At 63.9% G+C, this 24,528-nt stretch carries 25 protein-coding genes; 14 read left to right on the top strand and 11 right to left on the bottom strand.

The genetic code is table 11. The annotated features are described in order from the left end of the window. The first annotated feature begins 76 nt into the window (after window positions 1-76). Window positions 77-1,414: a YdgA family protein gene (locus NLI84_RS03055; protein WP_255988098.1), complete on the top strand. Its 1,338-nt coding sequence runs from the start codon at window positions 77-79 to the stop codon at window positions 1,412-1,414. 103 nt (window positions 1,415-1,517) lie between these two features. Continuing rightward, the gene (locus tag NLI84_RS03050) at window positions 1,518-1,718 is read left to right on the top strand and encodes a SlyX family protein (protein WP_255988096.1); all 201 of its coding nucleotides are present in this window, start codon (window positions 1,518-1,520) and stop codon (window positions 1,716-1,718) included. Here the strand turns inward: NLI84_RS03050 and NLI84_RS03045 are convergent. Further along, window positions 1,712-2,113, bottom strand: a complete 402-nt coding sequence (locus NLI84_RS03045) for a hypothetical protein (RefSeq protein WP_255988095.1) — start codon at window positions 2,111-2,113, stop codon at window positions 1,712-1,714. The genes NLI84_RS03050 and NLI84_RS03045 overlap by 7 nt on opposite strands. A gap of 124 nt (window positions 2,114-2,237) precedes the next feature. Here NLI84_RS03045 and NLI84_RS03040 point away from each other — a divergent pair, with 124 nt between their 5' ends. After that, window positions 2,238-2,651 carry an Lrp/AsnC family transcriptional regulator gene (locus NLI84_RS03040; protein ID WP_255988094.1) on the top strand — a complete coding sequence of 138 codons (414 nt, stop codon included), beginning with the start codon at window positions 2,238-2,240 and terminating at the stop codon, window positions 2,649-2,651. Window positions 2,652-2,671: 20 nt separating this feature from the next. Here the strand turns inward: NLI84_RS03040 and NLI84_RS03035 are convergent, their stop codons facing one another. Beyond that, complete coding sequence (locus tag NLI84_RS03035; protein WP_255988093.1) at window positions 2,672-3,091, bottom strand: cupin domain-containing protein; 420 nt, start codon at window positions 3,089-3,091, stop codon at window positions 2,672-2,674. Between the two features lie 159 nt (window positions 3,092-3,250). Then, window positions 3,251-4,132: a LysR family transcriptional regulator gene (locus tag NLI84_RS03030; RefSeq protein WP_255988092.1), complete on the bottom strand. Its 882-nt coding sequence runs from the start codon at window positions 4,130-4,132 to the stop codon at window positions 3,251-3,253. Between the two features lie 102 nt (window positions 4,133-4,234). Between NLI84_RS03030 and NLI84_RS03025 the strand changes: the two genes are divergently transcribed. Next, window positions 4,235-4,852, top strand: coding sequence for a nitroreductase family protein (locus tag NLI84_RS03025; RefSeq protein WP_255988090.1), 618 nt, complete (start codon window positions 4,235-4,237; stop codon window positions 4,850-4,852). Between the two features lie 45 nt (window positions 4,853-4,897). On the opposite strand, the gene NLI84_RS03020 is transcribed toward NLI84_RS03025, so the two are convergent. Next, a complete protein-coding gene (locus NLI84_RS03020) occupies window positions 4,898-6,220 on the bottom strand; it encodes an endo alpha-1,4 polygalactosaminidase (RefSeq protein WP_255988088.1) in 1,323 nt (440 codons plus the stop codon). 643 nt (window positions 6,221-6,863) lie between these two features. Here NLI84_RS03020 and NLI84_RS03015 point away from each other — a divergent pair. Further along, a complete protein-coding gene (locus NLI84_RS03015; RefSeq protein ID WP_255988087.1) occupies window positions 6,864-7,277 on the top strand; it encodes a hypothetical protein in 414 nt (137 codons plus the stop codon). A gap of 567 nt (window positions 7,278-7,844) precedes the next feature. Here NLI84_RS03015 and NLI84_RS03010 read toward each other — a convergent pair. The 3 genes from NLI84_RS03010 to NLI84_RS03000 all read right to left on the bottom strand — a co-directional run bounded on the left by NLI84_RS03010 (window position 7,845) and on the right by NLI84_RS03000 (window position 12,425). After that, entirely contained in the window at window positions 7,845-9,752 is a 1,908-nt protein-coding gene (locus tag NLI84_RS03010) for a PIN-like domain-containing protein (protein WP_255988086.1), read from the bottom strand. A 613-nt stretch (window positions 9,753-10,365) separates the two neighbouring features. Beyond that, complete coding sequence (locus NLI84_RS03005) at window positions 10,366-11,595, bottom strand: TIGR03862 family flavoprotein (protein ID WP_255988085.1); 1,230 nt, start codon at window positions 11,593-11,595, stop codon at window positions 10,366-10,368. Further along, window positions 11,592-12,425, bottom strand: coding sequence for a class I SAM-dependent methyltransferase (locus NLI84_RS03000; protein WP_255988084.1), 834 nt, complete (start codon window positions 12,423-12,425; stop codon window positions 11,592-11,594). The genes NLI84_RS03005 and NLI84_RS03000 overlap by 4 nt, the downstream gene beginning before the upstream one ends. A gap of 167 nt (window positions 12,426-12,592) precedes the next feature. Here NLI84_RS03000 and NLI84_RS02995 point away from each other — a divergent pair, with 167 nt between their 5' ends. Beyond that, window positions 12,593-12,808: a hypothetical protein gene (locus NLI84_RS02995; protein WP_255988082.1), complete on the top strand. Its 216-nt coding sequence runs from the start codon at window positions 12,593-12,595 to the stop codon at window positions 12,806-12,808. Window positions 12,809-12,892: 84 nt separating this feature from the next. Here NLI84_RS02995 and NLI84_RS02990 read toward each other — a convergent pair whose 3' ends face one another. Further along, window positions 12,893-13,582 (bottom strand): phospholipase D-like domain-containing protein, encoded by a 690-nt coding sequence (locus NLI84_RS02990; protein WP_255988080.1) that lies wholly within the window; start codon window positions 13,580-13,582, stop codon window positions 12,893-12,895. 220 nt (window positions 13,583-13,802) lie between these two features. Between NLI84_RS02990 and loiP the strand changes: the two genes are divergently transcribed. Together loiP and NLI84_RS02980 are read left to right on the top strand one after the other, a co-directional pair. Further along, window positions 13,803-14,555 carry a metalloprotease LoiP gene (loiP, locus tag NLI84_RS02985; RefSeq protein ID WP_255988079.1) on the top strand — a complete coding sequence of 251 codons (753 nt, stop codon included), beginning with the start codon at window positions 13,803-13,805 and terminating at the stop codon, window positions 14,553-14,555. Window positions 14,556-14,577: 22 nt separating this feature from the next. Next, a complete protein-coding gene (locus tag NLI84_RS02980) occupies window positions 14,578-14,862 on the top strand; it encodes a hypothetical protein (protein ID WP_255988078.1) in 285 nt (94 codons plus the stop codon). A gap of 52 nt (window positions 14,863-14,914) precedes the next feature. Here NLI84_RS02980 and NLI84_RS02975 read toward each other — a convergent pair whose 3' ends face one another. Then, the gene (locus NLI84_RS02975) at window positions 14,915-16,111 is read right to left on the bottom strand and encodes an MFS transporter (protein WP_255988076.1); all 1,197 of its coding nucleotides are present in this window, start codon (window positions 16,109-16,111) and stop codon (window positions 14,915-14,917) included. A 172-nt stretch (window positions 16,112-16,283) separates the two neighbouring features. On the opposite strand from NLI84_RS02975, the gene aceK reads away from it, so the two are divergent. The 5 genes from aceK to NLI84_RS02950 all read left to right on the top strand — a co-directional run bounded on the left by aceK (window position 16,284) and on the right by NLI84_RS02950 (window position 20,855). Beyond that, entirely contained in the window at window positions 16,284-18,053 is a 1,770-nt protein-coding gene (gene aceK / locus NLI84_RS02970; RefSeq protein ID WP_255988075.1) for a bifunctional isocitrate dehydrogenase kinase/phosphatase, read from the top strand. A gap of 272 nt (window positions 18,054-18,325) precedes the next feature. Next, entirely contained in the window at window positions 18,326-19,096 is a 771-nt protein-coding gene (locus NLI84_RS02965; protein WP_255988074.1) for a YaeF family permuted papain-like enzyme, read from the top strand. Window positions 19,097-19,295: 199 nt separating this feature from the next. Beyond that, on the top strand, window positions 19,296-19,991 hold the full coding sequence (folE, locus tag NLI84_RS02960; protein ID WP_255988073.1) for a GTP cyclohydrolase I: 696 nt from the start codon (window positions 19,296-19,298) through the stop codon (window positions 19,989-19,991). 4 nt (window positions 19,992-19,995) lie between these two features. After that, complete coding sequence (locus NLI84_RS02955; RefSeq protein WP_255988071.1) at window positions 19,996-20,415, top strand: BLUF domain-containing protein; 420 nt, start codon at window positions 19,996-19,998, stop codon at window positions 20,413-20,415. A gap of 2 nt (window positions 20,416-20,417) precedes the next feature. Beyond that, window positions 20,418-20,855: a hypothetical protein gene (locus NLI84_RS02950; RefSeq protein ID WP_255988070.1), complete on the top strand. Its 438-nt coding sequence runs from the start codon at window positions 20,418-20,420 to the stop codon at window positions 20,853-20,855. Between the two features lie 46 nt (window positions 20,856-20,901). Here NLI84_RS02950 and grxD read toward each other — a convergent pair whose 3' ends face one another. Then, entirely contained in the window at window positions 20,902-21,228 is a 327-nt protein-coding gene (gene grxD, locus NLI84_RS02945) for a Grx4 family monothiol glutaredoxin (protein ID WP_255988069.1), read from the bottom strand. 75 nt (window positions 21,229-21,303) lie between these two features. After that, window positions 21,304-22,110 (bottom strand): peptide chain release factor N(5)-glutamine methyltransferase, encoded by an 807-nt coding sequence (gene prmC / locus NLI84_RS02940; RefSeq protein ID WP_255988067.1) that lies wholly within the window; start codon window positions 22,108-22,110, stop codon window positions 21,304-21,306. A gap of 386 nt (window positions 22,111-22,496) precedes the next feature. Between prmC and NLI84_RS02935 the strand changes: the two genes are divergently transcribed. Beyond that, entirely contained in the window at window positions 22,497-24,344 is a 1,848-nt protein-coding gene (locus NLI84_RS02935; RefSeq protein WP_255988066.1) for a peptidase inhibitor family I36 protein, read from the top strand. Window positions 24,345-24,528: the final 184 nt, after the last annotated feature.

Genomic DNA, 24,528 nt, shown 5'->3' with positions numbered 1-24,528 from the left:
CGATATCTGTTGGAAAATTGCAAAACAAAATTAAAGCACGCGCGCGTGGATCACGCGTCTTAACAGGGAAAAAGCAATGAGCAAGATCATCAAGGCGGCGGTTGCCGTCGCGGTACTGGGTGCGGCCGGCTACGCTGGCGCTACCTGGTATGTGGGCCAGAAGATCGACGGCAAGCTCGATCAATGGACAGCACAGGCCAAGGGCTACAAGCTGGTGCAGGTGGCCGATCGCAAGTTCGAACGCGGTTTCTGGACCTCGGTGGAAACCGTCACCTATCGCATCGGCTGCGACGAAGCGTCTGCCGTTCCGCTGCCGCCCGAAGGCCTCTCGGTGACGGTGCGCAACACCGTGCAGCACAACCCGCTGAACGCTGGCATCACCACCGAATTTGTCTACAGCAAGGAAGCTAAGGAAGCGCTCGCCAAGATGTTCAAAGATCAGCAGCCGCTGACCATCTACACCAAGGTTGCGCTCAATGGCGAGCTGACTACCGATATCGCCAGCCCGGCCGCGAGCCTGGCGCAGGATGGAGGCAAGGTGCAATGGAAGGGCCTGAAGGGCACGTTCAAGTATGACCAGGACCTCAGCTGGCTCAAGAGCACGTTCGAGCTCGCCGGCGCCGAGGTGCAGGGCCCGACTGGCGAAATCATGCATTTTGGCAAGCTGGTGAGCCAGAGCGATCGCGTGCGCGCGGCCGAAGGACTGTATGTCGGCAAGGATGCCGTGCAGTGGGAGGGCCTGTCCGCCCACTTCAATGCGTCCGAAGGCCGCGCCGTCGATTTCAGCGTCGGCAAGTCCAAGTTCGATGGGGCATCCGAAATCAAGGCCGGCCTGCTCAGCGGCAAGGTGTCGGGCCAGTTCGACGACCTGATGGTCAACAAGGCCAAGCTTGGCGCACTGACGCTGGGTTACGACATCGAGCGCATTGATGCCAAGGCGCTCAAGACCTACAACGACGACACCTGGATCAAGGGCTGGCTGCAGTGCAACTTCGAACCGCAGGGCGAGCAGCAGCGGCTGAAGGCGCTGGTGACCGCGCTGCTGGCGCATGATCCCGCGTTCAAGATGAAGCTGGCGCTGAAGAACGCCGCCGGCGAAGGCAGCTACCAGCTCGAGCTGGCGAGCCAGGATGTGGCCGAGCAGGACTTCGCCAACCCGATGGCGTTGCTGGGCAAGGTGAATGCCTCGCTGGCGGTGCAGGTTCCGCAGGCGCTGGTGAAGCAGCTGATCACCCAACTCGATCCGGAAAACGCCGAAGAGAGCCAGGCCCAGTTCGCAATGGCGCTGGCGCAGGGCATGGAGCGCGGCTTCGTCCAAACCGAGGGCGACCTCGTCAAGGCCAAGCTGGTGCTCAAGGGCGGCGCGATCGAGGTGAACGGTCAGCCCAAGACCATGGCTGATTTCCTGCAGTAAGGCGCAACAGCGCAACAAGCCCGGCCTGCGTGCCGGGCTTTTTCATGCGCGCGCAAGACGTGGCGGGGTAAGCTCGTGCTTTACCGCAACGGGAAGCTGCGCCATGGAAGACCGCCTTATCGAACTGGAAATCAAGCTCGCGTTCCAGGAAGACCTGCTCGAGTCGCTGAACAAGATCGTCTCGCAGCAGCAATTGCAGCTTGATGCGCAGCAGGAACAGCTGCGCGAGCTCTACCGCCAGCTGCAAGCCATGGAATTCGGCCCGCGCGGCGCGCCGCAGCAGGAAATTCCGCCGCATTACTGAGCGGGCAGCGCCACCGTAGCCTCGCTCGACACGGCATAGACGCTCTCGTCATGGCCATTGGTGGCGAGCACCAGCCGGATCGTGTTGTCGCCCGGGGAGAGCGGCGGCAGATAGAGCGGCTTCTCGTTGACGATGGGGCCGATCAGCCTGCCGTTCACGTAGAGGTGCACGTGCCCTTCGCCGGCGATATGCGCGCCGCCGTAATGGGCTTCGGAGAGCAGCAGATCAGTCTTCGCTGCCACCGTATAGAGGCCGCCCTCGGTCTGGATCACCGTTTCCAGCTGGTAGCGATGCGGTTGCGGCGCATCGCTGGTGCTCGTTGCCTCATCGCAATGTGCGGCCCAGCCGACCGGTGCAAGCAGGCTGCCCAGCAGCCAGAACATCGTCGTCTTCATCGTTTCTCCACGCCTCGCGCTATTGCCAGGGATATGACGATGGACTCTAATTGCCGGCTTCATTTCGATACAGCGCACGACGAAAGCAAAATCGTCCTTTTGCTTTCGCGACGAAAGGAAAACCATGGTGGACCATATCGATCGTCGCATCATCGCGCTGCTGCGCAAGAATGGCCGGGCGCAGTGGAAGCAGATCGGTGACGAGATCGGCATGAGCGGCCCGGCGGTGGCCACGCGGGTGCAGCGCCTGGAAGAAACCGGCGTGCTGGAGCGCTATACCGTCGCCGTGAACGACAGGGCGCTGGGCGATACGCTGTGCGCCTTCATCACCGTGCAGATGCGCGACTACGCGCACACCAAATTCGAAGCCTTCCTCAAGACCCGGCCCGAAGTGAAGGAAGCGCATCGCGTCAGCGGCGAGCCGTGTTTCATCCTCAAGGTGGTGCTGGCGGTTCAATCGAAGCTGACGCAACTGCTCGACGAGATCCTGGTGTACGGCCACTACAAGATCAATATCTCGATGGCGCAGAGCATCTAGTCGCGGCTGGCTTGCCCCGCCTACGGCACCGGTTTGACGGTCAGCACCGTGCCTTGGCTGCCGGCGTAGAACACCACCAGTTTCACCGGCCCCGTGCCCACGTTGCGGCCGTTGTGCAGCGTGTCGACCACCTCGGCCAGCGCCTCGCCGGCCTTGATCCGGTTCTTCCTGCCATTCTTGAGTGACACCTCCAGCTCGCCTTCGAGCACATAGCCGAACGACGGTACCGGGTGGCTATGCCAGCCCGTTTCGCCGCCGGGGGCGATCGTTATCAGCAGGCCGCTGATCTCGGCTACGCCCGCCGGATACACCAGCGGCGTACCGTTCCAGCTGGTAGTGGTCTTCAAGATCGGCGTGGCCTCCACGCTGACCGGGAGGTCGAGCGCCTGGGCGGAAGCGTCGAGGGCAAGCAGCAGCAAGGTGACGGGGATCAGGCGCATGGCGGGTTTTCCGGGTCGTCGATGCGCCTAGCATAGCCGAGCGCCATGGGGAGCAGCGGCCATTGCGGCATCGCGATGGTGGCAGCGATCGGCGGCGAGGTCTGCGGCTTGGCGTGCGGCACCGCCGGGCAAGGCGGCGCTGCGCGATGCGGGTGTGACTCAACGCAGCGCCTGCTGCAGAAAATCGATGAGGCTGTGCAGCTTGGGCCGCGGGCGGGGGTCGGGCAGGTAGACGAGGTGCACCGGCAGCGGTGCGGGGACGTAGTCGGCGAGGATGGCCTGCAGCCGGCCGGTGGCCAGATCGTCTTCCAGCAGCACCTGCGGCTGGCGCAGGATGCCGTGGCCGGCGAGTGCTGCCTGGCGCAGCGCGTGGCTGTCATTGCTGGCGTAGCGGCTTTGTACCGGCCAGGTATCACCGTTGCCGTCGATGAAGCCGGTGCGCTCGTTGCGCTCGCCCTGCAGGAAGTGGGTCAGCCAATGGTGGTGGATCAGCTCGGATGGATGATCGGGCGTGCCGTGGCGTGCCAGGTAGGCGGGCGCCGCGCACACGGCGAAGCCATACTGCCGCAGCGGCCGCGCCACCAGATTCGCTTCACCCAGCGGGCCGATGCGGATTGCCAGATCGAACCCGTCCTCGATCAGGTCGATCCGCCGGTTGCTGAGCATCAGCTCCACCTGCACCTGCGGATAGGCCGCGAGGTAAGCGGCAAGCAACGGCGCGATCACCATCTGCCCCAGCGTGACCGGCGCGCTCAGCCGCAACAGGCCGCGTGGCGCCGCCTGTAAGCTTTCCACGCCGGCCTCGGCCGCGCGCACCTGCTCCAGTACCTTGCGGCAATCACCATAAAAGGCCTCGCCCGCCGGCGTTGGCCGCTGGCGGCGCGTGGTGCGCTCCAACAGGCGTGTGCCGAGGCGTTCCTCCAGCTGGCGCACATGCTTGCCCACCATCACCGCGGAAATGCCGAGCACGCCGGCCGCGGCGGCAAAGCCACCGCGCTCGATCACCGCAACGTACACCTCCATGCTGCGCAGCCTGTCCATCACTAACCTTTGGTTCGGAATGAACAAATTCTAGCGTCATTTATCGACATCGATGGTTTGGCAGAGACTGCGTGCATCGCGGCCCGGCCGCTTCGCTTGGGAATGACCATGGATATCGACGCGCTGATCGAACAACGCTATTCCGCCAACCACTTCGATGCCACGCGTCATGTCGACGACGTCACGCTGACCGAGTTGCTGCGGCTGGCCACGCTGGCGCCCAGCGCCTTCAACGCGCAGAACCGCCGCTTCGTGGTGGCGAGCAGCGTTAAGGCCAAAGAGCGGCTGCTGCGCCACGCCAACGGCCAGGACAAGGTGGTGCACGCCGCCGCCACGGTGGTCGTCGTCGGCCGGCTGGCACCGCACGCCACGCTGGCGGCCGCGCTGCAGCCCTCCGTGGACGCGGGCGTGATCGATGCCGACTTGCAAGCCACCTTGGTGCATTACGCCGATGCGATGTACCGCGACCAGCCGCAAAACCAGCGCGACGAAGCGATCCGCTCCGCCTCGCTATCGGCAATGACACTGATGCTGGCGGCGCAGGGCGCGGGGCTCGTCTCCTGCCCGATGATCGGTTTCGATGCCGCCGGCGTGCACCGCGAGTTCGGGTTAGGCAATGACGAGATCCCGGTGATGCTGGTCGCCATCGGCCATGCCGCCGCAGGCAACTGGCCGCAAAAACCGCGGCTGCCGCTGGCCGACGTGCTGGCCTGGCAATAGCCGGGTAGGGTGGAGCGGGCACGCGGCCCGCTCCACCTTAACGCCTTACGGGCAGACCTGGCGCCAGGCGCTCAGCTCGCGTCGCTTGAGGATGCCGGAGTAGCCCAGCTGCGTGGCCTGCGGGCAGAACTTGGCGGTACTGCCGGTCAGATCGGTGTACTCAGCCATGAACACCGCCTTGCCCGCCGTCACGTAGGGCTTCAGATCGGCGCACCAGTCGTAATACGCGCAGTCCTCGGTCATCGCCCAGTCGTACACATCGATCAGCGCGGTAGTCAGCTCCGGTGCGTTCTTCTGGCCGATGGACAGGCCGCGCGCATGCGCCTCGGCGGCCAGCCAGCGGTTGTACGCGATCTGGTCGGCCCGGGTCAGCGGGTAGCCGGTGTTGTTGGTGTAGCCCTCGATATTGTCCGGCTCCACGCCATCGAAGCCCTTGTCACGGCACAGGTCCAGCCGCGCGCGCATGATGGGCGCGAGCAGCTCGATCTGGCGGATATCCAGCCAGCGCTCGCCTTCCCAGCCCTCGTATTCCTTGCCCAGCACCGAGGCGGGGAAGGCATCCTTGTCCTCGCGGTATTCCTCCCAGGCGCCGGCGTTCAGGTAACAGATCACCCGCTTGCCCTGTGCCTTCAGCTGCGCCACCCGCTGCGCCGAGGTCTCGAACAGGTCCAGATCGTAGACAGCCGCCTCCTGCGTGGCATCGAAATTGCCCTGCAGCTGCCATTGCCAGGTGGTGCCGGGCTTGGGCAGCCAGCGGTTGGCCACCGGGGTTGGCACGGGCGTCGGACTCGGTACCGGAGTGGCGATGGGTGTCGGTCGCGGCGTGGGCACCGGAGTGGCGATGGGCGTCGGCCGTGGGGTGGGCACCGTCGTGATGATCGGCGTCGGCCTTGGTGTCGGCACGGCCGTGATGATCGGTGTCGGCACCACGGTCGGGCGCGGCGTCGGAGTCGCGGTGGGCCGGGGCGTGGGTTGCGGCGTGACGCGCGGGGTCGGTGTGGCCGTCGGCCTGGGGGTGGGCGTGGCCACGCGGCTGATGCGGTAGGACGAGGCGGTGTCGTTGAAGCGCAGCTCCACCAGGTTGGTCGCATTGCCGGTCAGCGTGAGGCTGCGCCCGCCCTGACTGACGTGCTCGAACAGTTGCAGCTGGTAGCCCGGCTCCAGCTTCACCGAGGAAATCCGGTCGTTCCAGCGGCGCAGGTCCACATTGGCCGCGCTCTCGCCCGCGCAGAAGCTGGCACCGGCGTAGCCGACGTGTTCGAAGAAGCAGGCCGGCGCGGCACCAGCCAGGCTGGGCAGGCCGATCGCGGCGACGGCCAGCGCGAGTAGCGCCTGGCCACGCGCGCGGCGTAACGGGAAATGGTTCATGGGTGTTCTCCTCAAGACGGCATGGATGAACACACTGCGACCCGACTCCGACCATCCCGCGCGCGATGCGCGAGCCGGGCCCTGTAGCGGGCCTCTGGCGTGGCAGCCTGCCGACAGCCGGCGCACCACGCAAGCGGGGCAGGACGGCTACCCGGATTTGCCGCATGAGCGGTCGTTTCCCTGACGATGGCGGCCCGGCCGATCGCGAGCTGCCGTGTGTGGCGCCCGAACCGCCACGAGCCTGTAGGCTGGGCCGAAAATGGCTGTCTACTATGTTGCACGTGGTTCCCTCCCCTTGGTGCAAGGGGGTAGAGGCTTAGCGCCTGCGGCGCGGCGTTGGGATGCCGGTTCCGCCCGGCGGACGGGTTCATTTCTTTTGCTTCGCCAAAAGAAACGAACCAAAGAAAAGGCGACCCCGCCTTGCGGCCCTCCGGGCTGCCCTCAGTCGATCGCGAGCCTAGGTCTCGCTCCGCTCCTTCGGCGCTTGGCACAGGGGGTGGAAAACCAAGCGCCGGGATGTGTGGCAAAGCTCATCAGCATGGAGGGCGCCACTTCTTTTCCACCCGACAAAGCGCGACGGCGGTGAGCGAAGCGCGCTGCTTGATGCAAAATAAACGCCCCACAACGTGAAGATCACGCGCCGATGAAATGGCTTTTGCTGGTACTGGCTTTGGTTGTCGGGCTTGTCGTTGCCGTGGTACAGCCTGCCGTCCAGGAGGACATGCAGCGCAAGCACGTGAAAGCGGCGCTCGCGGCAGCGAAGCGGCTGGCGCCGCAGCTTGCCGCCTACCGCACAACACACCAACACTGGCCGGCCACCTTGGCGGAGGCTGGGCTGGACGGCGGGTTTTACGATGCCGAGCATGGGCAAAGCGGCAAGCTGCAATGGCATGCTGGCCGGGCCGAATTGTCCGCCCAGTTCGACAACATTCCAGGTGCAGCGCTGTATTACCAGGCGGTATCTGGTGGCGACGCAGGAATGCTGTGGCGCTGTAGCCAGCGCGGCCTGCCCGAGCGTGCCAGTCATTGGCATCTGGATTGCGAAGCCGTCCGATAGATAAAAGGCGGGATGTGTAGCGCCTGCGGCGCAGTGTTTTCATGCCGGTTCCGCCCGGCGGACGGGTTCATTTCTTTTGCTTCGCCAAAAGAAACGAACCAAAGAAAAGGCGATCCCGCCTTACGGCCCTCCGGGCTTCCCTCAGTCGGTCGCGAGCCTAAGGTCTCACTCCACTCCTTCGGCGCTTGGCAAAGGGGAGGAAACCATGTGCCAACGCTTGGGCCATGATGAAGTGCCTTTGAATCTGGCAATTCGTGATCGCCCCACTGTTTACATCATGTGCGCCCCGCTGGTCATTCGATCAGAAGTCAATTTGTCAGCTTGCCAGCCATAGCGGATGTCGCTACGCATCGACCCTGGCGTCCGCTTCCGACCCAGTGCGGTTCTTTGACCAGTCATGCTGAGTGACTGCTAAGTAGTAGTGGATGCTGTTTGTCCGCCGTTTGAGAGCTAATTGGCTTGCTGGCCAAGGGCAAGCATTGCCCAATGACCGGTTACGGCTCTCCCAAGCTCAGCACTACCCACCAGCTCAATTGGCCTGCCTTAGCTACCGGCCAGTACGATCAGTCAAGGGGACTGAAGTGCTAACCTCGGTTGAATTTCAAAGCCCTTAGGCATAACTAGGTCGATATCTGTACTGATTGGCGGATCGGTTTCAATGGTAAACGCCCATTTGGGGATCGCAAGCTCATCTGAAATTTGATCTCGTATGTGCTCTGGGCTGATTTTTGCCGTGCGGAGCATGCGTGACCAAATGTTCGGCTTCTTAGGCTCTGATTCGTGCAAAAGCTCCACGCCGTCAAACAAGACCGAGCGAATCTCGTGAGTTGGCGGGAAAGGTAAGCCTTCGAAGGTCTGTGAAGCATCGGTTGCGGGGATCGGCAATGGTGCCGCAACAACATGGATCAACTTGCGAGCCTGGTCCCCGGGCATGAACGTGAGACGATCCCCTTGATTTCGCAAGTAATAGTTTATGAATTCCAGCACATCAGCGAACTCCGCATTCGTTGCCACTGAGAGTGGCTTGTCGGCATAGCTAAATTTGACCTCATCTCGGAACTCGCCGCGTGAGTTGAAATACACCTCGAACAGCATTCCGGCGAGTAGGTGCTGGGCAGTATCCTGCGGAAACTGTCGGAGCTGCGATTCGAGCCCTGCCATGAATTCCATCGCCTTCTGGGAGTTGCCGCAAGCTGTCTGATAAATGTTGCGACCGAGAACAAACCACGAAGAGGGGGGGAACTCATCCTGCCGGATGGCACGAATTCTGGTAATGGCGGGATTCTGGGTGTACCAATTTAGGGACTGTAGATCACGGATGATCTCGTTTATTGCAGTGGGAGCATCTGCCTGGTATTCACGGTCTCGGAGCGCCTCCTGCTCGTATACGAGTCGTGGCGCCGTAGGGTCGACAGGCTCTGGCTGCGCTTTAACTGGCGGTAGGGCAGCGTCGGCGGCAGCTTCCTCCGGTTGCCCGTTGATTGGCGCCTCCGGTTCATTGGCTGGGGGTAGTACGGATGCCAACTGCTCAATGTTAATTTGAATCGCTGCTGCTAAGTGGGCGAATAGCGCGGAGTTGGCCTTTGATAAGCCCTCAACGAGGGTGTCAATGCTAGCTATTGTTATGTTGGTATGTCCGGTCGCACGGCGAAACTCAGTGACGAGTCTTGGGTCTGCGAGTTTGATTTCGGGGCGGGAGTTGCCGACAGCCTTACGGTCGCCCTGCACCAGTTCCATGCGCATCTTAGGCGCATAAACCCAGTCATTCTTCTCGTCTCTACTGATGAAAAGAACCTTGGGGAAGGTCTTCGCACTGCTGGCGGACTTTTCGAGTATCTCGAACCAGATAATGAGATCGCCAAGGCGATTCTCAAGTTTGTCTGCGTCACGAAAGCCCGGGGGCAGCCTGTGTTCAAATCTTCCTGCGCCTTCTTGAGTAGCGCGCACACAAAGGGCCGCAAGATCTGAGTCTAGAATAGCCGGCGACAAGTGTGCCTCGATCTGTTGGTGTATGACCCCGGAGTCAAAGTCCTGCGAGAAAACACGCGTAAACGGGGCCAGCGCGTCGATAGCTGCGCGGAACCCTGTGATAAAGGTCGCACGATCCTTGGAATAACCGATCCTCTTAAGCGAGGTTTCGTCAACGAACAAGGATGCTGTTTCGAAGAGGCCGTCGAGGATCTTCGTCGCTTGGTTGGCCTCTTTACTTTTGGGCGTGTAGGAGTCGAGTGTTTTAGATGTCACTCTGGCCAAGTACTCGTTGGCAGCCCATGCCGGAACGACCATCCGGTTTGCTGCTAATACTGCGTCTGACCAAGCAAAGAACTCACGTCGCGCCGCTTCGTGCAGCTTGTATAAGTACGAGAGGATGTTGGTATCGAGAAAAATGAGCGTCTGCGAATCGTTTGCGAGATTGGCAATATCGCGGACATGCTCATCAACGGTCTTATCAATGGAGTGGTGGCCAAACAGCATCCAATGCTTCCCTTCTATTGAATAATGCCGAGTTATGTGGAGGCGATGTAGCCTGTATGCGCCACTTAAGTCAAGACAGGGGGCTCTAGTACAAGCGGATAACATCCGCTTCGGCCGATTAGCAGCTTTTGAGAGTACAGATCATCTCCGAGAAGCGAGGTTATTACGAGCGCTAGAAAGGATGCTCACGAGTGACGAGCTTCCCCACTCCTACAAGGGGCATAGAATGCCTAAGGGCACCTTGCGTTCAGAGGCTTACGCTTTGGCAGCGATGTTTGTGCGGGGTCTTCTCCCCCCTGTGCCAAGCGCCGAAGGAGTGGAGCGAGACCTTAGGCTCGCGACCGACTGAGGGTAGCCCGGAGGGCCGTAAGGTGGGGGTCGCCTTTTCTTTGGTTCGTTTCTTTTGGCGAAGCAAAAGAAATGAACCCGTCCGCCGGGCGGAACCGGCATGCAGACCCGGCGCCGCAGGCGCTAAGCCGAATATCCAGCAGTGGCACGCACGCAAAAGCAGGCAGCTCGTTCAGCCAAATCCCCCCTCGCCCCCCTTGCGCCAAGGGGGCGCAGTCAGGCTCGGATCATGCGCTCAATGCTGGAGCGCAAGCGGGCTGACCAATCAGCCCAGCCCCTTAATCCACCCCTTCACCCCTTCCCCCGCCTGCCTGCCACTGGCAAAACAACCCGTCAGCAGATAACCCCCGGTCGGGGCTTCCCAATCGAGCATTTCGCCGGCGCAGAACACGCCGGGCAGGGCGGTCAGCATCAGCTGGTCGTCCATTGCATCCCAGCGCACGCCGCCGGCGCTGCTGATCGCCTCGGCTATCGGGCGCGGGGCGGTCAGGCGTAACGGCAGCGCCTTGATCGCCTGGGCGAGCGCGGCGGTGTCGGTGAAGGTGTCCTTGGGCAATAGCTCGCGCAACAGGCCCGCCTTCACGCCGTCGATATGTGCCTTGCGCCGCAAGTGGTTGGCCATGGAATCGGCACCACGCGGGGCGGCGAGCTCCATGGTCAGCCGCTCTAACGTACGCCCGGGGGCGAGATCGAGCGTGACGGTGGCGTGGCCGTCCCGAGCAATCGCGTCGCGCAAGCGGGCGGAGGCGGCGTAGATCAGGCTGCCCTCGATGCCGCCGGTGGTGACGACGAATTCGCCCTGGCGCTGCCAATCGTCGTGGTGCAGCACTACGGCCTTCAGCGGCTGGCCCGCGTGCTTGTCGGCAAACCAGGGGCTCCAGCCCACATCAAAACCGCAATTGGCCGGCTGCAGCGGGGCGATCGCTACACCGCGCGCGGCGAGCAACGGTACCCAACCGCCGTCCGAGCCTAGCCGAGGCCAGCTGGCGCCGCCGAGCGCCAGTACCGTGGCATCGGGCTGCACGGTGAATTCGCCGTCGGGGCCGGCGAAAAGCAGCGCGCCTTGATCGTCCCAGCCCAGCCAGCGATGCCGTACGTGAAACGCCACGCCGGCCGCCTTGAGCCGGGCGAGCCAGGCGCGCAGCAGCGGAGCCGCCTTCATTTCGCGCGGGAATACCCGCCCGGAAGTCCCGACGAAAGTCTCGATGCCCAGGCCATGGATCCAGGCGCGCAGCGCGTCGGCATCGAAGGCGCGGACCATCGCTTCGAGCTGCGGGCGAGCGTTGCCGTAGCGATCTAGCAGCTGCTCCAGCGGTTCGCTGTGGGTGATGTTCATGCCGCCGACGCCGGCGAGCAGGAACTTGCGGCCGACCGAGGGCATGGCGTCGTACACGTCCACCCGGTGGCCGGCGCTGGCCATTACTTCGGCGGCCATCAGCCCGGCGGGGCCGCCGCCGATCACGGCGATGCGTGCGGTTTTTGGGCCTGTGCTCATGCCGGGCAGGCGCCAAAGCGCTCGGCAAGGCTCTCCAGGCCGAGGGTATCGAGCAGCTCAGTGAGCCGCGCGGCGGGCTTGGCGCGCGGCAGGCCCTTGTATTCGGCGACGATCAGCTCGTTCTTCATCGAATGCTCCCAGCCGACGAGCTCGGTCACCGTGACCTGGTAGCCGTGCGCCTCCAGCTCCAGGCAGCGCAGCACGTTGGTGATCTGGCTGCCGAACTCGCGGGTATGGATGGGATGGCGCCAGATCTCGGCCAGCGGGCTTTTCAGCGCACGAGTCTTGTTCTGCCGCAATACGCTGGCCACTTCGGCTTGGCAACATGGCACCAGCACGATGTGGCGCGCCTGCTTTTCCAGTGCGAAGCGGATCGCATCATCGGTGGCGGTATTGCAGGCATGCAGCGCGGTCACCACGTCGACGGTGGCGGGCAGCTTGTCGGACGTGATCGAATCGGCGACCGACAGGTTGTAAAAGCGCATGCCCTGGGCAAAGCCCAGCTTCTGCGCCAGCGCCATTGAGCTTTGCACCAGCTCGTCGCGGGTTTCGATGCCGTAGATGCGACCCTCAGGCGCGCGGTCCTTGAAGAACAGGTCGTAGAGGATGAAGCCGAGATAGCTCTTGCCGGCGCCATGATCGACCAGCGTGATGTCGTCATGCTCGGCCACCCGCTCTGCCAGCAGCGGCTCGATGAAATTGAACAGGTGATACACCTGCTTGAGCTTGCGGCGGCTGTCCTGGTTGAGCTTGCCGTCGCGGGTGAGGATATGTAGTGCCTTCAGCAGTTCAATGGACTGCCCGGGGCGGATGTCGTGTTTCTCGGTCATGGTGGCGTTCCTCGCTGCCGGCATTGTACCGCGCGGCTTGCGGTGCGGATCGGTACCGCGGCTCGATCGAGGGTGGGCGTTGTAAAACTACCGGTATTAATGCCTTGAGACTGAAACATAACTACAGTAGATTACGTAGCAATACTACGTAGACCAGGAGTTGCATCATGTACTCGTTCTTTGCCGCCATCGTGAACTTCGTGTTGGGTCATCGTGACAACATCGCCGTCAACGCCCGCGTCAACCGCACGGCCGGCCTCGACGGCGCCGAGAGGATCGACGGCCGCGTGCTGAAGATCTTCGGTGATCGGGCTCGCGTCTGCTGGCCCACCGGTCAGAAGACCAACGAAGAGCTCGCCAGCCTGGTGCTGATCGCCGAGTAAGCCGCACGCTGGCCAGATCGCCAGCTGCCTTATCGCAAAGCCGGGTTCTACCCGGCTTTTTGCTGCCTGTCGGCTATGTGGGATTCAGATTGCCCAGCGCTGCCACAGCATATCGAAACAGCCCTGGAAGGCGTGCACGAGACCCGGGTCGTTGCAGACCACCAGGTTTTCCTCGTTGGTGGTAGCGGCAGAGCGCGTCCAGTTGTAGCTGCCGTTGATCAACCAGCGGCCGTCGATCACGGCAAACTTGTGATGCATATGGGCGCTGCTGCGATCGCACGCCAGTGGTACCCCGGCATTGCGTAGCCAGTCCACGTCACTGCCGGCGTCGAGCGCCTTGTCGTCGTCGGTGACCACGCGTACCGCCACGCCCCGGCGATGCGCGGCGACAATGGCTTCGGCAATGCTGTCATCCGAGATGGTGAACACGCAGATGTCCGCCGTGCCGCGTGCCTGCTGCAGCCGCTGGACAATGGCGGTGCGGCAGGCGGCGCCGGGGCTGAAATGGGCATGTGCCTCCGGAATGACTTCGCCCGCGCGGGTGAGGTCCAGCGTACGGACTATGCCTTCCAGCCACTTCAGCGCGCCCATCTGTTCCGGGCTTTGCAGCGTGCCGCGCAGCGTATCGAATGCGGCGTTGCGCAACCGGCGCAGGCCGTCCTCGGGCGGATTGGCTTCGCGCAGCGCGGTGGCGAAGGCGCGGCGCTCGTCGTCGGAAAGCTTCAGATCGGCAAAGCTGGCGTCGATCTGGGCAAGCAGCTGCTGCATGGGCATGGAAGATACCGTCATCCGGATGGCATGCAGCGTAGCGGCTGAAGCGGCGGATTACAACGCGCCCACGGCTGTTTGCCCTGCTGTGGCGCGCTGATTTGCGTGCAGATCAGCACACCTCGCCGGGCGGTGCGGATCAGGGGATGCGCGGCTCGGCAGACTTACCTGAAGTTGACCATATCCTGTTATTCTCCGCCGCTTTGCCCACGCGGAGAAACTCAAGATGTATGCTCGCCACCTGATTCCGGCCCTGCTTGCCGGCCTGCTGATTTCCAACGTCCACGCCTTCGATCTGGGCGGTATGGTCAAGGCCGGTTCCAAGGCGGTCCAGGCCGCCACGCTGTCCGATGCCGATGTGCAGAGCCTGTCCGACCAGGCGTGCGTGCAGAGCGATGCCGAATCCAGTATCGCCCCGGCCAAGGACAAGTACGCCAAGCGTCTGGACAAGATCGCCAAGGGCCTGGGGAGCGAGATCAACGGCCGCAAGGTCAACTACAAGGTCTATCTGACCAGCGAAGTGAACGCCTGGGCGATGGCCAACGGCTGCATCCGTGTTTACAGCGGCCTGATGGACCTGATGACCGACGACGAAGTCACCGGCGTGATCGGCCACGAGATCGGCCATGTGGCGCTGGGCCACACCAAGAAGGCGATGCAGACCGCCTACGCCGTGTCCGCCGCGCGCGATGTCGCCTCGTCGTCCGGCACCCGCGCCGCCACGCTGGCTGATTCGGAGTTGGGCAACTTCACCGAAAGCCTGATCAACGCCCAGTTCTCGCAATCGCAGGAAACCGATGCGGACAACTACTCGTTCGATCTGTTGACGCAGAGGAAGCTCAAGCGCGAAGGCCTCGTCACCGCGTTCCAGAAGCTGGAACAACTGGGCGGTGGCGATCACAGCATGCTGAGCTCGCACCCGGCCTCCGCCGATCGCGCCAAGAACATCGAACAGCGCCTGGCGGCCGAGAAGAAGTAATCCAACGACGGCCCGGGGGAACATGGTGTTCGAACTTGCCTTCCAGTTCTGGTGTGTTGCCGGTCTGGTGATGCTGATCGCCGCGGGCGTGCTGTGGCATCGAACCCGTACGCCGGCCACGCTGATGTTCTTCCTGGCGCTGCTGGGCCAGAATGCAGGGCAGCTGTCGTTCTGGCTGATGCTGGACTTGATAACCCCCACCGGCATGCTGTTGCTCGGTACCTGGGGCCTGGTTGTCACCAGTGTCGTCGCCAGTGCCAGCTTGCTCGCCCATGTATTGAGCCTGCCCCGGCGCAGCCAGCACTGAGGCCGTCGCCAGACCAACAACAACGGGAGCCTGGGCTCCCGTTGTTGTTGGTTCAGCTCACCGCGCGCACGCGGTAGGCCACCCAGATTGCCGCAAGGCCGAATGCGCAGCTCATCAGGCCCACCCAGCCGTAGCCGAGCAGCTCGCCGTGCGGGCCCTGGCTCATCATCCACCCTGCGACAAAGGCGGCGACGCCGGAGGCGAAGTTCTGTACCGCCGAGTTGAACGCCATCAACCGGCCGCGCAGCCGGGCCTCGGTGGCGCCGGTGACGAGGGAGGACGCGGGAATGAAGCGGCCGCTGACGAACACGAAGAACAGTGTGGAGAACAGCAGCTGCCAGGCGAACGGCAGCGGCAACGTCTGCGTCACCAGCACGATGGGCACGAAGCTGGTGAGCACCAGCACCGCGAATACGTGTGCGTGGCGGTGGCGGTCGACCAGGCGCCCCACCAGCGGGCGCGTGAACAGCGTGGCACCGCCGCCGACGAAATAGACCCAGGCCAGGTAGCGTGGATCGAGGCCGACATTGGCGACCAGCGACGGCGAAATATAGGGAATGACCGAGAAGCCGGACAGCATGGTCAGCGCGGTCACGCCGCAGGCCCACCAGTGGTTGGGCACCGCCAGCAACTCGCGGTAGCCCTGCCACAGGCCGGTCGGGGCCTGCGCCAGGTGGCCACGCACGGCCGGCACCAGCCGCCACACCGTGAGCCAGACCAGCGCGCTGGCCCCGGCGAGCACGGCAAACGGCGCGCGCCAGCCGTGGTGCTCGGCGAGGAACAGGCCCAGCGGCACGCCGGCGACGGCGGCGAGCGAGAAGCCCAGCATCACCCAGCCCATGGCGCGGCCGCGCCGCGCCGGCGGCACCACGTCGCCGACGATGGCCAGCACCACCGAACCGATCACGCCGCCAAATACGCCGGCTACGGTGCGGGCGATCAGCAGCGTATAGAAGTCCACCGCCAGTGCGCAGCCGAAGGTGGCGACGGTGAGGCCGGCAAAAGTGAACAGCAGCGCGTGGCGCCGGTCGTAGCGATCAGCGATCGATGCGGCCAGCAGTGATGCCGCGCCCGCGGCGAGCGAGTAGGCCGATACCAAGAGGCCAAAGCGCGGCGGGTCGACCTGGAACTGGGACATCAAATAGGGCGAGAGCGGCATCAACACCATGAAATCGACGATGGTGATGAACATCACGGCCGTCAGCAGCAGTAGCAGGCCCAGCTCGCGGCGCGAGTCGAGATCGGTCATGGGGGCTCCAGGCAATCCCCGAATCTAGACCATGTGCATGACACGCCGCGTAACGCTTGTTGCACAGCGCCGGCAATACGCTTGAAACGCGGGGATTGGGGTTTTCGCCAGCTGCATGCAGCGGGGCGCACCCGACTACAGTGTAGGGATGCCGATTGCAGGACGACGCACGATGCTGCAGCAAGACCCGCTGATGGAAGCGCTCGACGCCGGCTTCGGCCAGGCCCGCGCCCTGGCGCAGGCGATACTCGATGGCTTCGACCATCACTACCGGTTGTTCCGCGCGGTGAGCCAGGCGGCGCAGGCGCATTTCGAGGCGGGCCAGGCGCAGGCGCAGCGCGATGCGGTGCGTGACCGGATCGCCTTTTACGACGCCCGCGTCTATGAAGCCACCGAGCGCTTGATCAGCGAATTCGGCGCGCAGCGGCTGACCGACACCACCTGGGCGCGGGTGAAGACCGAATACATCAAGCTGTTGATCAACCACAAGCAGCCCGAGCTTGCCGAAACCTTCTTCAACTCGGTGTGCTGCCGCATCCTTCACCGCAGTTATTTCCACAACGAGTTCATTTTCTACCGGCCTGCTGTCTCGACCGAATACATCGAGGCCGAGACACCGGCGACCTACCGCACCTACTATCCGGCCGAAGCGGGGCTGGCCGCGACCATCTCGCGCACGCTGCGCGATTTCGGCTTCACCTTGCCGTTCGAGGACGAGGCGCGCGACGTACGCCGCGTGCTGCGCTCGCTACACCGGCATCTGGGCCACTGGCCCAAGCTGGCGTTCAACGCCCATATCAAGGTGCTGGCGACGCCGTTCTTTCGCGGCAACACCGCCTATCTGATCGGGCGCGCGGTCAATGGCGACCTGGAGCTGCCGTTCGCGCTGGCGCTGTACCGCAGCAGCGACGGCGGGCTGTATGTCGATGCCGCGCTGTTCGAGCATCGCCATATCCGCCACCTGTTCTCGCTGTCGCGCGCCTATTTTCTGGTCGACATGGAAGTGCCGTCGGCCCACGTGCGCTTTTTGCAGAAAATGCTGCCCGACGTATCGCGCGCCGAGCTCTACACCATGCTGGGGCTGGGCAAGCAGGGCAAGACCATGTTCTACCGCGAGCTGTTTCACCACCTGAAGAACACCAGCGATCGCTTCGTGTTCGCGCCCGGCATCAAGGGCATGGTGATGATCGTGTTCACGCTGCCGTCCTACCCCTTCGTGTTCAAGGTGATCAAGGATGTGATCCCGCCGCCCAAGGATGTATCGCGCGAGACGGTACGGCAGAAATACCTGATGGTGAAGCGCCACGACCGGGTGGGCCGCATGGCCGATTCGCTGGAATTTTCCGACGTGGCGCTTCCGCGCGTGCGCTTCGATCCGGCGGTGCTGGCCGAGCTCAAAGCGCTGGCGCCGTCGATGATCGAGGAGGATGGCGACGATGTGGTGATCCGCCACCTCTATATCGAGCGGCGCATGCTGCCGCTCAATATGCTGCTCGATACCGCCGCGCCCGATGTCGTCGACACCGTGATCCAGGACTACGGCAACGCGCTGCGCGAGCTGGCGATCGCCAACATCTTCCCCGGCGACATGCTGTTCAAGAACTTCGGCATCACCCGCGCCGGTCGCGTCGTGTTCTACGACTACGACGAGATCGAATACATGACCGATTGCAGCTTCCGCCGCATTCCGCCGCCGTTGGCGCCGGAATACGAGCTGTCGGGCGAGGCGTGGTACACCGGCCACAAGAACGAGGTGTATCCGGAGGAGTTCGCCACTTTCCTCTTGGCTCGGCCGGACGTGCGCGCGGCCTTTATGCGCCACCACGCCGATCTGCTCACGCCCGGGTTCTGGCAGCGCGCCAAGGCCAATATCGAGGCCGGCATCGCCGAGGATTTCCACCCCTATCCGCAGGCGCTGCGCTTTCGCCGTCCGGCGCGCTGAACCCGCGCAGAGCCGACGCTGCGCTGCGCGAGCGCGCAGGCCGTGGCGGCAGCGCTTTTGCCGCATAGGGAGGATGGCCCCGCCGCGCGACAACGATGCGAGGGAGGCGCGACGGCTCACGTCCCAACGCTGGAATTTCGATGCAAACAGACGGCCGCCGAATGAGCCGGCGATGCCCCGGGTCTTTACGTTCAGCAGGTTTTGCCGCGATCAGTCGCCGCGCTGCGCCGCTTGCGTTAAGCTGCGCCCCGACTCCCCCTTGTGTCATACGCATGAAATATCTACTCGTACTCTGCGCCGTCCTACTGGCAGGCTGCGCCACCCAGGTCCAGCAGCCGGGCGAAGGCCATGCCATGCCCACGGTTTCCTTCCAGCAGCAGGGCCTTGCGCCGCGCAACGGCGGCCAGCTGGTCGATATGAGCGCATTGGCGACCGGCGATATCCTGTTGTCCGCCACCAATGGCATCACCTCGGCCGGCATCCGGCTGGCCACGCTGGCGCCGGTGAGCCACGCCGCGCTCTACATCGGCGATGGTCAGGTGGCCGAGGCCGTCGGCAGCGGTGTGCGCGTACGGCCACTGGCCGACGCGCTGGCGGAGGAATCGGTGGTGGTGGCGTTCCGCCGCGACGAGCTGGACGAGGCCCAGGCTGCGGCGCTGCGCGCCTTTGCCCAGGCCCAGGTCGGCCGGCCGTACAACTATGTTGGCGTGGTGCTGCACGCACCATTCTCGCTGCAGCGGCGCATCTGCGAGTTGCCGCTGTTGCCCGAGATCACGCGCGATGCCTGCCTGCGCGGCATTGCCACCATCCAGCTTGGCACGCCCGACAATCAGCGCTTCTTCTGCTCGCAGTTCGTGCTGGAGGCGTATGCGGCAGCCGGCCTGCCGATCAGCGCGGCCAATCCGGCGTGGATCAGCCCGGCCGACATCCTGCACATGCGCGAGGGCGATGTGCCGGCGATGCAGGTGCATCGCCCGCTCACCTATATCGGTCACCTCAAGTTTCCGCCGCCGTCGCAGCTGGTCGAAACGGTGCGCCATTGATGGCGTGAAGCATGGCCCTGGCGTGCGTGCTGCATGCCGGCATCTCGCCGCGTCGGCGGCTGGCGCGATGGCCCCAGCCGCTGGTGCTATTCGTACTGCCAGCGGCCGGATTCTTGCGCGCTATCCTGAACTACCCCGAACGCAGCTGTGAAACAATGGATGGCACGCCCTAAACAATCTGCCGCTAGACGGAAACACCATGTCCCAGGATGAACTGACCGCCGAGCCGGTCTCCGCGCGCATCCGCGCCCGTATTCGCGCCGCCGGCGCGCGCTTTCACGCCAACGACAATATCGCCGACTACCTCGAAGGCGACGAGCTTGATGCGTTGCAGGCGGAGGTCGCCAGCAAGCTCGAAGGCGTGCTCGAGAGCCTGGTGATCGACACCGAGAGCGATCACAACACGCAGGACACCGCGCGCCGTGTCGCCAAGATGTTCGTGCGCGAGGTGTTCCACGGCCGTTACCGCGCCGCGCCGCCGGTGACCGAGTTCCCCAATATCGAGCGGCTGAACGAATTGATGATCGTCGGCCCCATCACCGTGCGCAGCGCCTGCTCGCACCATCTGTGCCCTATCCTGGGCAAGGTGTGGGTTGGCGTGATGCCCAACGAGCACTCCAACCTGATCGGGCTATCCAAGTACGCGCGGCTGATCGAATGGATCATGAGCCGGCCGCAGATCCAGGAAGAGGCGGTGTCGCAGCTGGCCGATACCTTGATGGACCGGCTGCAGCCCGATGGCCTCGCCATCGTGATGGAAGCCGATCACTTCTGCATGCACTGGCGCGGCGTGAAGGATATGGAAGCCAAGATGACCAACAGCGTGATGCGCGGCTCCTTCCTGCGCGATGCCAACCTGCGGCGTGAATTCCTCGCGCTGATGAACAAGGGGTGATGCCATGCTTGTCCGCCTGATCTACGCCAGTCGTGCCAGCGCGCCGATCACCGTCGAATCGGTGGAGGCGATCCTGCAGGCGTCGCGCGCGCGCAACCCGGAACTCGGCCTCACCGGCGTGCTGTGCTACACCGGCGACGTGTTTGTGCAGGCGCTGGAGGGGGGGCGCGAGCAGGTGAATGCGCTCTACAACCGGCTGCAGCGCGATCCGCGCCACCGCGACCTGGTGCTGCTCGATTACGCCGAGATCCCGGCACGGCGCTACGCCAGCTGGAGCATGGCCAAGATGCGGCTGGACAAGGTCAATGTCTCGCTGCTGCTGAAGTATTCGGCCACGCCGACGCTGGACCCCTACACCATGCCAGGGCCCGCCACCGCTGCGCTGCTGGAGGAACTGGCGGCGACGGCGTCGTTCTGCGGCTAGCGATGGAAATTATCCTGGGCTTTGGTGCGGGGCCGGTCCGTTTCGGCATGACCGAGGTGGAGACTCGTGCGCTGCTCGGCACTCCGGACAAGATACTCACAACCGAGTGCCAGAATCGGGATTGGATCTTCAACCGTGCGAAGCTGGTGCTAAAGTTCGAGCCAGCCAACGATTATCGACTGGGCTGGTTGGAAATCCATCACCGCAAAGCGCGATGGAATGGCATCGCGATTTTCGAAGCTGGCCAAGACCAGTTGCTCGCTGAGTTGTCCAGTGTGCTCGGTGAACCATGGCGCCACGACGATTACGGGACGCTGGACACCTATTTCTTCGCAGATAACGGGGTAGAAGTCCAGTACGAGCTGGGTGCGTTGCGTTGCTTCAATTTCGGGGTGGCCTACGATGCAAACGACACCCCGCTCTGGCCGATACAGCACTGAATAAAAAAACGCCGCGATTGCGGCGTTTTTGCTTGAGTGGACCCACTTACTGCGGTGCCACTTCGTCGATCATCTTCTGCAGCTCGCCGTTGGCGTAGAGCTCTTTCATGATGTCTGAGCCACCGACGAACTCGCCCTTGATATAGAGCTGCGGAATGGTCGGCCAGTTGGCGTAATCCTTCACGCCCTGGCGGATATCCTGGTCGGCCAGCACGTTGACGGCGGCGACGCTGGCGCCGCAGTTCTTCAAGAGCTGGATGGCGGCGGCCGAGAAACCGCACTGCGGGAAGGTCGGCGTGCCCTTCATGAACAGCACCACCGGGTTCTCGGTGACGATCTTGTGGATTTCGGCCTGGATGTCGCGTTCGCTCATGGCGGCTTGCCTCGAATTAGTCGATCAAATTAGTCGGGAATTGTAGCGATTCGGCATGCACTCGACAAGCGAGGCTTACAAGCGGATGCCGCCGCTCACGCGGTCCAGCCCAGCCAGATCCTGCCAAGTCTGCGTTGCGGAAAAACCGGCGGCAGCGAGCAGCATACGGCTGGCGGGGCCCTGGTCGTAGCCGTGCTCGAACAGCAGCCAGCCGCCGGGATGCAAACGGGATACGGCGCCGGCGATGATGGTGCGGATATGCGCCAGGCCATCGGCATGGTCGGTCAGCGCGGCGATGGGCTCGAAGCGCAGGTCGCCCTGGGTGAGGTGCGCGTCGCCCGCGACGATATAGGGCGGGTTGGAGACGATGAGGTCGAACCGCTCCTCGCCAAGCGCGGCATACCAATCCGATTGCAGCAGCCTGATCTTGGCACCGAGCCCTTCGGCGTTGCGCGTGGCGATGGCGAGCGCGTCCGCGCTGATGTCGAGCGCGGTCACGGCGAGGTCCGGGCGCTCCAGCTTGAGCGTGATCGGGACGCAGCCCGAGCCGGTGCCCAGGTCCAGCAGCGATGCGCCTTGCGGCGCGCGTGCCAGCGCCAGCTCGACCAGCAGTTCGGTTTCCGGCCGCGGAATCAGCACGCCGGGGCCGACGCTGAAATCACGGCCATAGAATTCACGCACACCCAGCAGATACGCGATCGGCTCGCCAGCGCGGCGCCGTACCGCCAGCGCCTCGAAACGGGCGACGGCGGCGGCTTCGAGCGCGTCGTCGTCGTGCGCGACGAGCCAGGCGCGGCTCACGCCGAGCGCGTGTTGCAGCAGCAGGCGGGCGTCGACGCGATCGAGGCCGCAACTGGCGAGCAGGGTGCGCACGGTGGGCATGGGTGGGTTCCGCAGAGAGAGGCCGCGATTGTCCGATCTGGCTTGCGCCATCGCAAGCACAGGCGGTCGGGCGATGATGTTGTCGGCATGGAACACGCCGCAAGAAAGCGCTTTCATTGGCGCGCCGCCTGTAGTAAAAACACCACCGCCGGAACGGAAACGGCTTGTCGGGATAGGGCCGGCATGTCGAGAATCGGCACCTGTTAGAAAACGACCCCGACGAGGGTCGAGCCGCCCAAGAGCCAGAAGGCCGGGGCGTTTATAAAGCCAGAGAGTGTGGATAAAACCCGGCGCTAGCGCCGCGGCCTGTCGTGTGCGCCATCGCGCCGCGTCCTGGCCCCTCTTCGGCACCAATAACCGCGCTATGCGGGCCGGAGAGTGGACAAGTGAAACAATTCCCCAAGCTGAAGACACTGTTGCCGTCGCTGTTTGCGCTGGCCGTCGCTGGGTTTGCCATCGATGCAAGCGCCGCCTGCCGCGGTGGCTGGGCCGAAGGGAATACCTATCAAGCCGGTGACACCGTGACCTATGCCGGTGGCACCTGGACCGCGCTGGTGACCCACGTCGCCCACGCAGGTGCGGGCTGGAATCCGCAATCGACGCCCAGCCTGTGGCGCAACGGCGGCAGCTGCAGCAGCACGCCGCAACCGACCCCCGCTCCCACCCCCGCGCCTAGCGGAACCGCCTGCTTCTTCGAGCACGTCGACTATCAGGGCACGTCGACCTGCGTCGGCGTCGGTAGCGGCAACCTGCCGGGTGGCTTCAACGACAAGGCATCGTCGGTGCGGGTGCAACCGGGCTACATGATCGATCTGTTCGAGCACGCCAATCTCGCCGGCCGTGGCCTGACGCTGCTGGCCAATGAGTCCAACCTGGTCAACCGCCAGTTCAACGACATTGTGACCTCCTACCGCGTCGCCGCGGCGCCGGCACCGACGCCGACTCCCGTGCCGATGGGCGGGGCCGTGTGCTTCTTTGAAAACGACAACTACGGTGGCAACACGTTCTGCGCGGGTGAGGGCGCGGCCGAAGTGCCCGCGGGCTGGAACGATATCGTCTCGTCGGTGAAGGTGCAGGCCGGCTACCAAGTCACGCTGCGCGAGCACACCGGGCATGGCGGGTTGTCCACCACGCTGCGTGCCGATACACCGAATCTGGCGGGCATCGCCTTCGACAACCTGCTCACCTCGTTCACCGTGGCGCGCGCCGGTGCGCCCTGCACGCAGAACTGCGGCGGCGATGCCGACGTGACGGCGGTGGCGATCACCAATACCAGTGGCGGCGCGCCGGCGAAGGGCGATGCCTTGCGACTGCGCTTGACCGTGCGCAGCACCAGCGGCGGCACCTTCGCGCTGCGGCCCACGCTGACCAGCAAGCGTTTCAATGACTTCAACGGCGTGGCGCTGGGCCAGACCAGCATCGTGCTGGCTCCGGGCGAATCGCGCCAGATCGTGCTCGATGCCGGGCCCTTCCTCAACGACACCGGGCTGCGCAAGCAATACGCGATCGGTCGCGGCGACTACCGCGTCGAGGCGGTGCAGATCGGGCTGCAGGATGGCCGCAGCGTGGCCGACAGCAGCTTCTCGGGCCGGGATTTCAGCGTGGGCGCCAGCAACGTGGTGTTCAACGCCGTGGTCTACAACCAGGACTACTTCAACAAGATCAAGGAAACGCGCGGCGTCGCGGCGTATCTGACCGAAGCGTTCACCCGGGCGTCCGACCTGTTCACGCCGAGCAACCCGGAGGCCACCGCTGGCAGCTATGCGCGCTACAACGGCGGCTTTGACCAGATCGAAAACGTGCGTCAGCGCTTTCACGGCATCCCCGGCTACAACAGCGCCGCCAACACCGGCCTCGGCCATTGCGAGCGCGCGGCGGAATACGCCACGCAGACGCTGGGCCTGACCCGCACCTGGAACCCGGGCAGCACACCGACCCACGTCGATCACCATGGCTTCGACCTGGTGGTGGCGCTCGATGGCGCCTTCGGCGGCGGCGTGGCGTGCTCGTGGCTGAATACGCAGGTGAGCGGCCTGTTCGATTTCGATCTCAGCCGCAACCGCTCGCAGATCGTCGCAGTGCACGAGACCGGCCACGTGTTCGGCGCGCCGCACTGCGACCCGCTGCAAAGTTATGTGATGTGCGCGGGCGAGAAGCACGCGCGTTACCAGAACGAAGGCATTTTCGTCTGGCTCAAGGATTCGGTGGACAAGATGACGAAACGCTTCGACTAAAACCTGGTCCGTTCCGGGACGTGATCTCGCAGACATGGCCCCTGGTGCTGGAACCGCAATAGCCGGTTCCACGCCAGGCGGACGCGAAATCCGAGTCGCACTTCCTGAATGGATCGGGTACCACCCCGATTTCGGGCTCGCTACCCGTACCCTGCGCACTCTGCGCGACTCCAGGACCACCCCA

This window comes from Chitinolyticbacter albus, assembly GCF_024437655.1.
Lineage (GTDB): Bacteria > Pseudomonadota > Gammaproteobacteria > Burkholderiales > Chitinibacteraceae > Chitinolyticbacter > Chitinolyticbacter albus.
The sequence above is the reverse complement of the archived record's forward strand: the minus strand, read 5'-3'. Positions and strand labels throughout refer to the sequence as shown.

Bases quoted from the DNA above. Each gene is read 5' to 3' on its own strand.
- folE (WP_255988073.1), top strand. From the start codon at position 19,296: ATGTCCCAGGATGAACTGACCGCCGAGCCGGTCTCCGCGCGCATCCGC.
- NLI84_RS03020 (WP_255988088.1), bottom strand. From the start codon at position 6,220: ATGAACCATTTCCCGTTACGCCGCGCGCGTGGCCAGGCGCTACTCGCG.
- NLI84_RS03025 (WP_255988090.1), top strand. From the start codon at position 4,235: ATGACCATGGATATCGACGCGCTGATCGAACAACGCTATTCCGCCAAC.
- NLI84_RS03015 (WP_255988087.1), top strand. From the start codon at position 6,864: ATGAAATGGCTTTTGCTGGTACTGGCTTTGGTTGTCGGGCTTGTCGTT.
- NLI84_RS03030 (WP_255988092.1), bottom strand. From the start codon at position 4,132: ATGGACAGGCTGCGCAGCATGGAGGTGTACGTTGCGGTGATCGAGCGC.
- NLI84_RS03045 (WP_255988095.1), bottom strand. From the start codon at position 2,113: ATGAAGACGACGATGTTCTGGCTGCTGGGCAGCCTGCTTGCACCGGTC.
- NLI84_RS02975 (WP_255988076.1), bottom strand. From the start codon at position 16,111: ATGACCGATCTCGACTCGCGCCGCGAGCTGGGCCTGCTACTGCTGCTG.
- NLI84_RS02990 (WP_255988080.1), bottom strand. From the start codon at position 13,582: ATGCCCATGCAGCAGCTGCTTGCCCAGATCGACGCCAGCTTTGCCGAT.
- NLI84_RS02950 (WP_255988070.1), top strand. From the start codon at position 20,418: ATGGAAATTATCCTGGGCTTTGGTGCGGGGCCGGTCCGTTTCGGCATG.
- NLI84_RS03000 (WP_255988084.1), bottom strand. From the start codon at position 12,425: ATGACCGAGAAACACGACATCCGCCCCGGGCAGTCCATTGAACTGCTG.
- loiP (WP_255988079.1), top strand. From the start codon at position 13,803: ATGTATGCTCGCCACCTGATTCCGGCCCTGCTTGCCGGCCTGCTGATT.
- grxD (WP_255988069.1), bottom strand. From the start codon at position 21,228: ATGAGCGAACGCGACATCCAGGCCGAAATCCACAAGATCGTCACCGAG.
- NLI84_RS02980 (WP_255988078.1), top strand. From the start codon at position 14,578: ATGGTGTTCGAACTTGCCTTCCAGTTCTGGTGTGTTGCCGGTCTGGTG.
- NLI84_RS03055 (WP_255988098.1), top strand. From the start codon at position 77: ATGAGCAAGATCATCAAGGCGGCGGTTGCCGTCGCGGTACTGGGTGCG.
- NLI84_RS02955 (WP_255988071.1), top strand. From the start codon at position 19,996: ATGCTTGTCCGCCTGATCTACGCCAGTCGTGCCAGCGCGCCGATCACC.
- NLI84_RS03040 (WP_255988094.1), top strand. From the start codon at position 2,238: ATGGTGGACCATATCGATCGTCGCATCATCGCGCTGCTGCGCAAGAAT.
- NLI84_RS03035 (WP_255988093.1), bottom strand. From the start codon at position 3,091: ATGCGCCTGATCCCCGTCACCTTGCTGCTGCTTGCCCTCGACGCTTCC.
- prmC (WP_255988067.1), bottom strand. From the start codon at position 22,110: ATGCCCACCGTGCGCACCCTGCTCGCCAGTTGCGGCCTCGATCGCGTC.
- NLI84_RS03005 (WP_255988085.1), bottom strand. From the start codon at position 11,595: ATGAGCACAGGCCCAAAAACCGCACGCATCGCCGTGATCGGCGGCGGC.
- NLI84_RS02965 (WP_255988074.1), top strand. From the start codon at position 18,326: ATGAAATATCTACTCGTACTCTGCGCCGTCCTACTGGCAGGCTGCGCC.
- NLI84_RS02995 (WP_255988082.1), top strand. From the start codon at position 12,593: ATGTACTCGTTCTTTGCCGCCATCGTGAACTTCGTGTTGGGTCATCGT.
- NLI84_RS03010 (WP_255988086.1), bottom strand. From the start codon at position 9,752: ATGCTGTTTGGCCACCACTCCATTGATAAGACCGTTGATGAGCATGTC.
- NLI84_RS03050 (WP_255988096.1), top strand. From the start codon at position 1,518: ATGGAAGACCGCCTTATCGAACTGGAAATCAAGCTCGCGTTCCAGGAA.
- aceK (WP_255988075.1), top strand. From the start codon at position 16,284: ATGCTGCAGCAAGACCCGCTGATGGAAGCGCTCGACGCCGGCTTCGGC.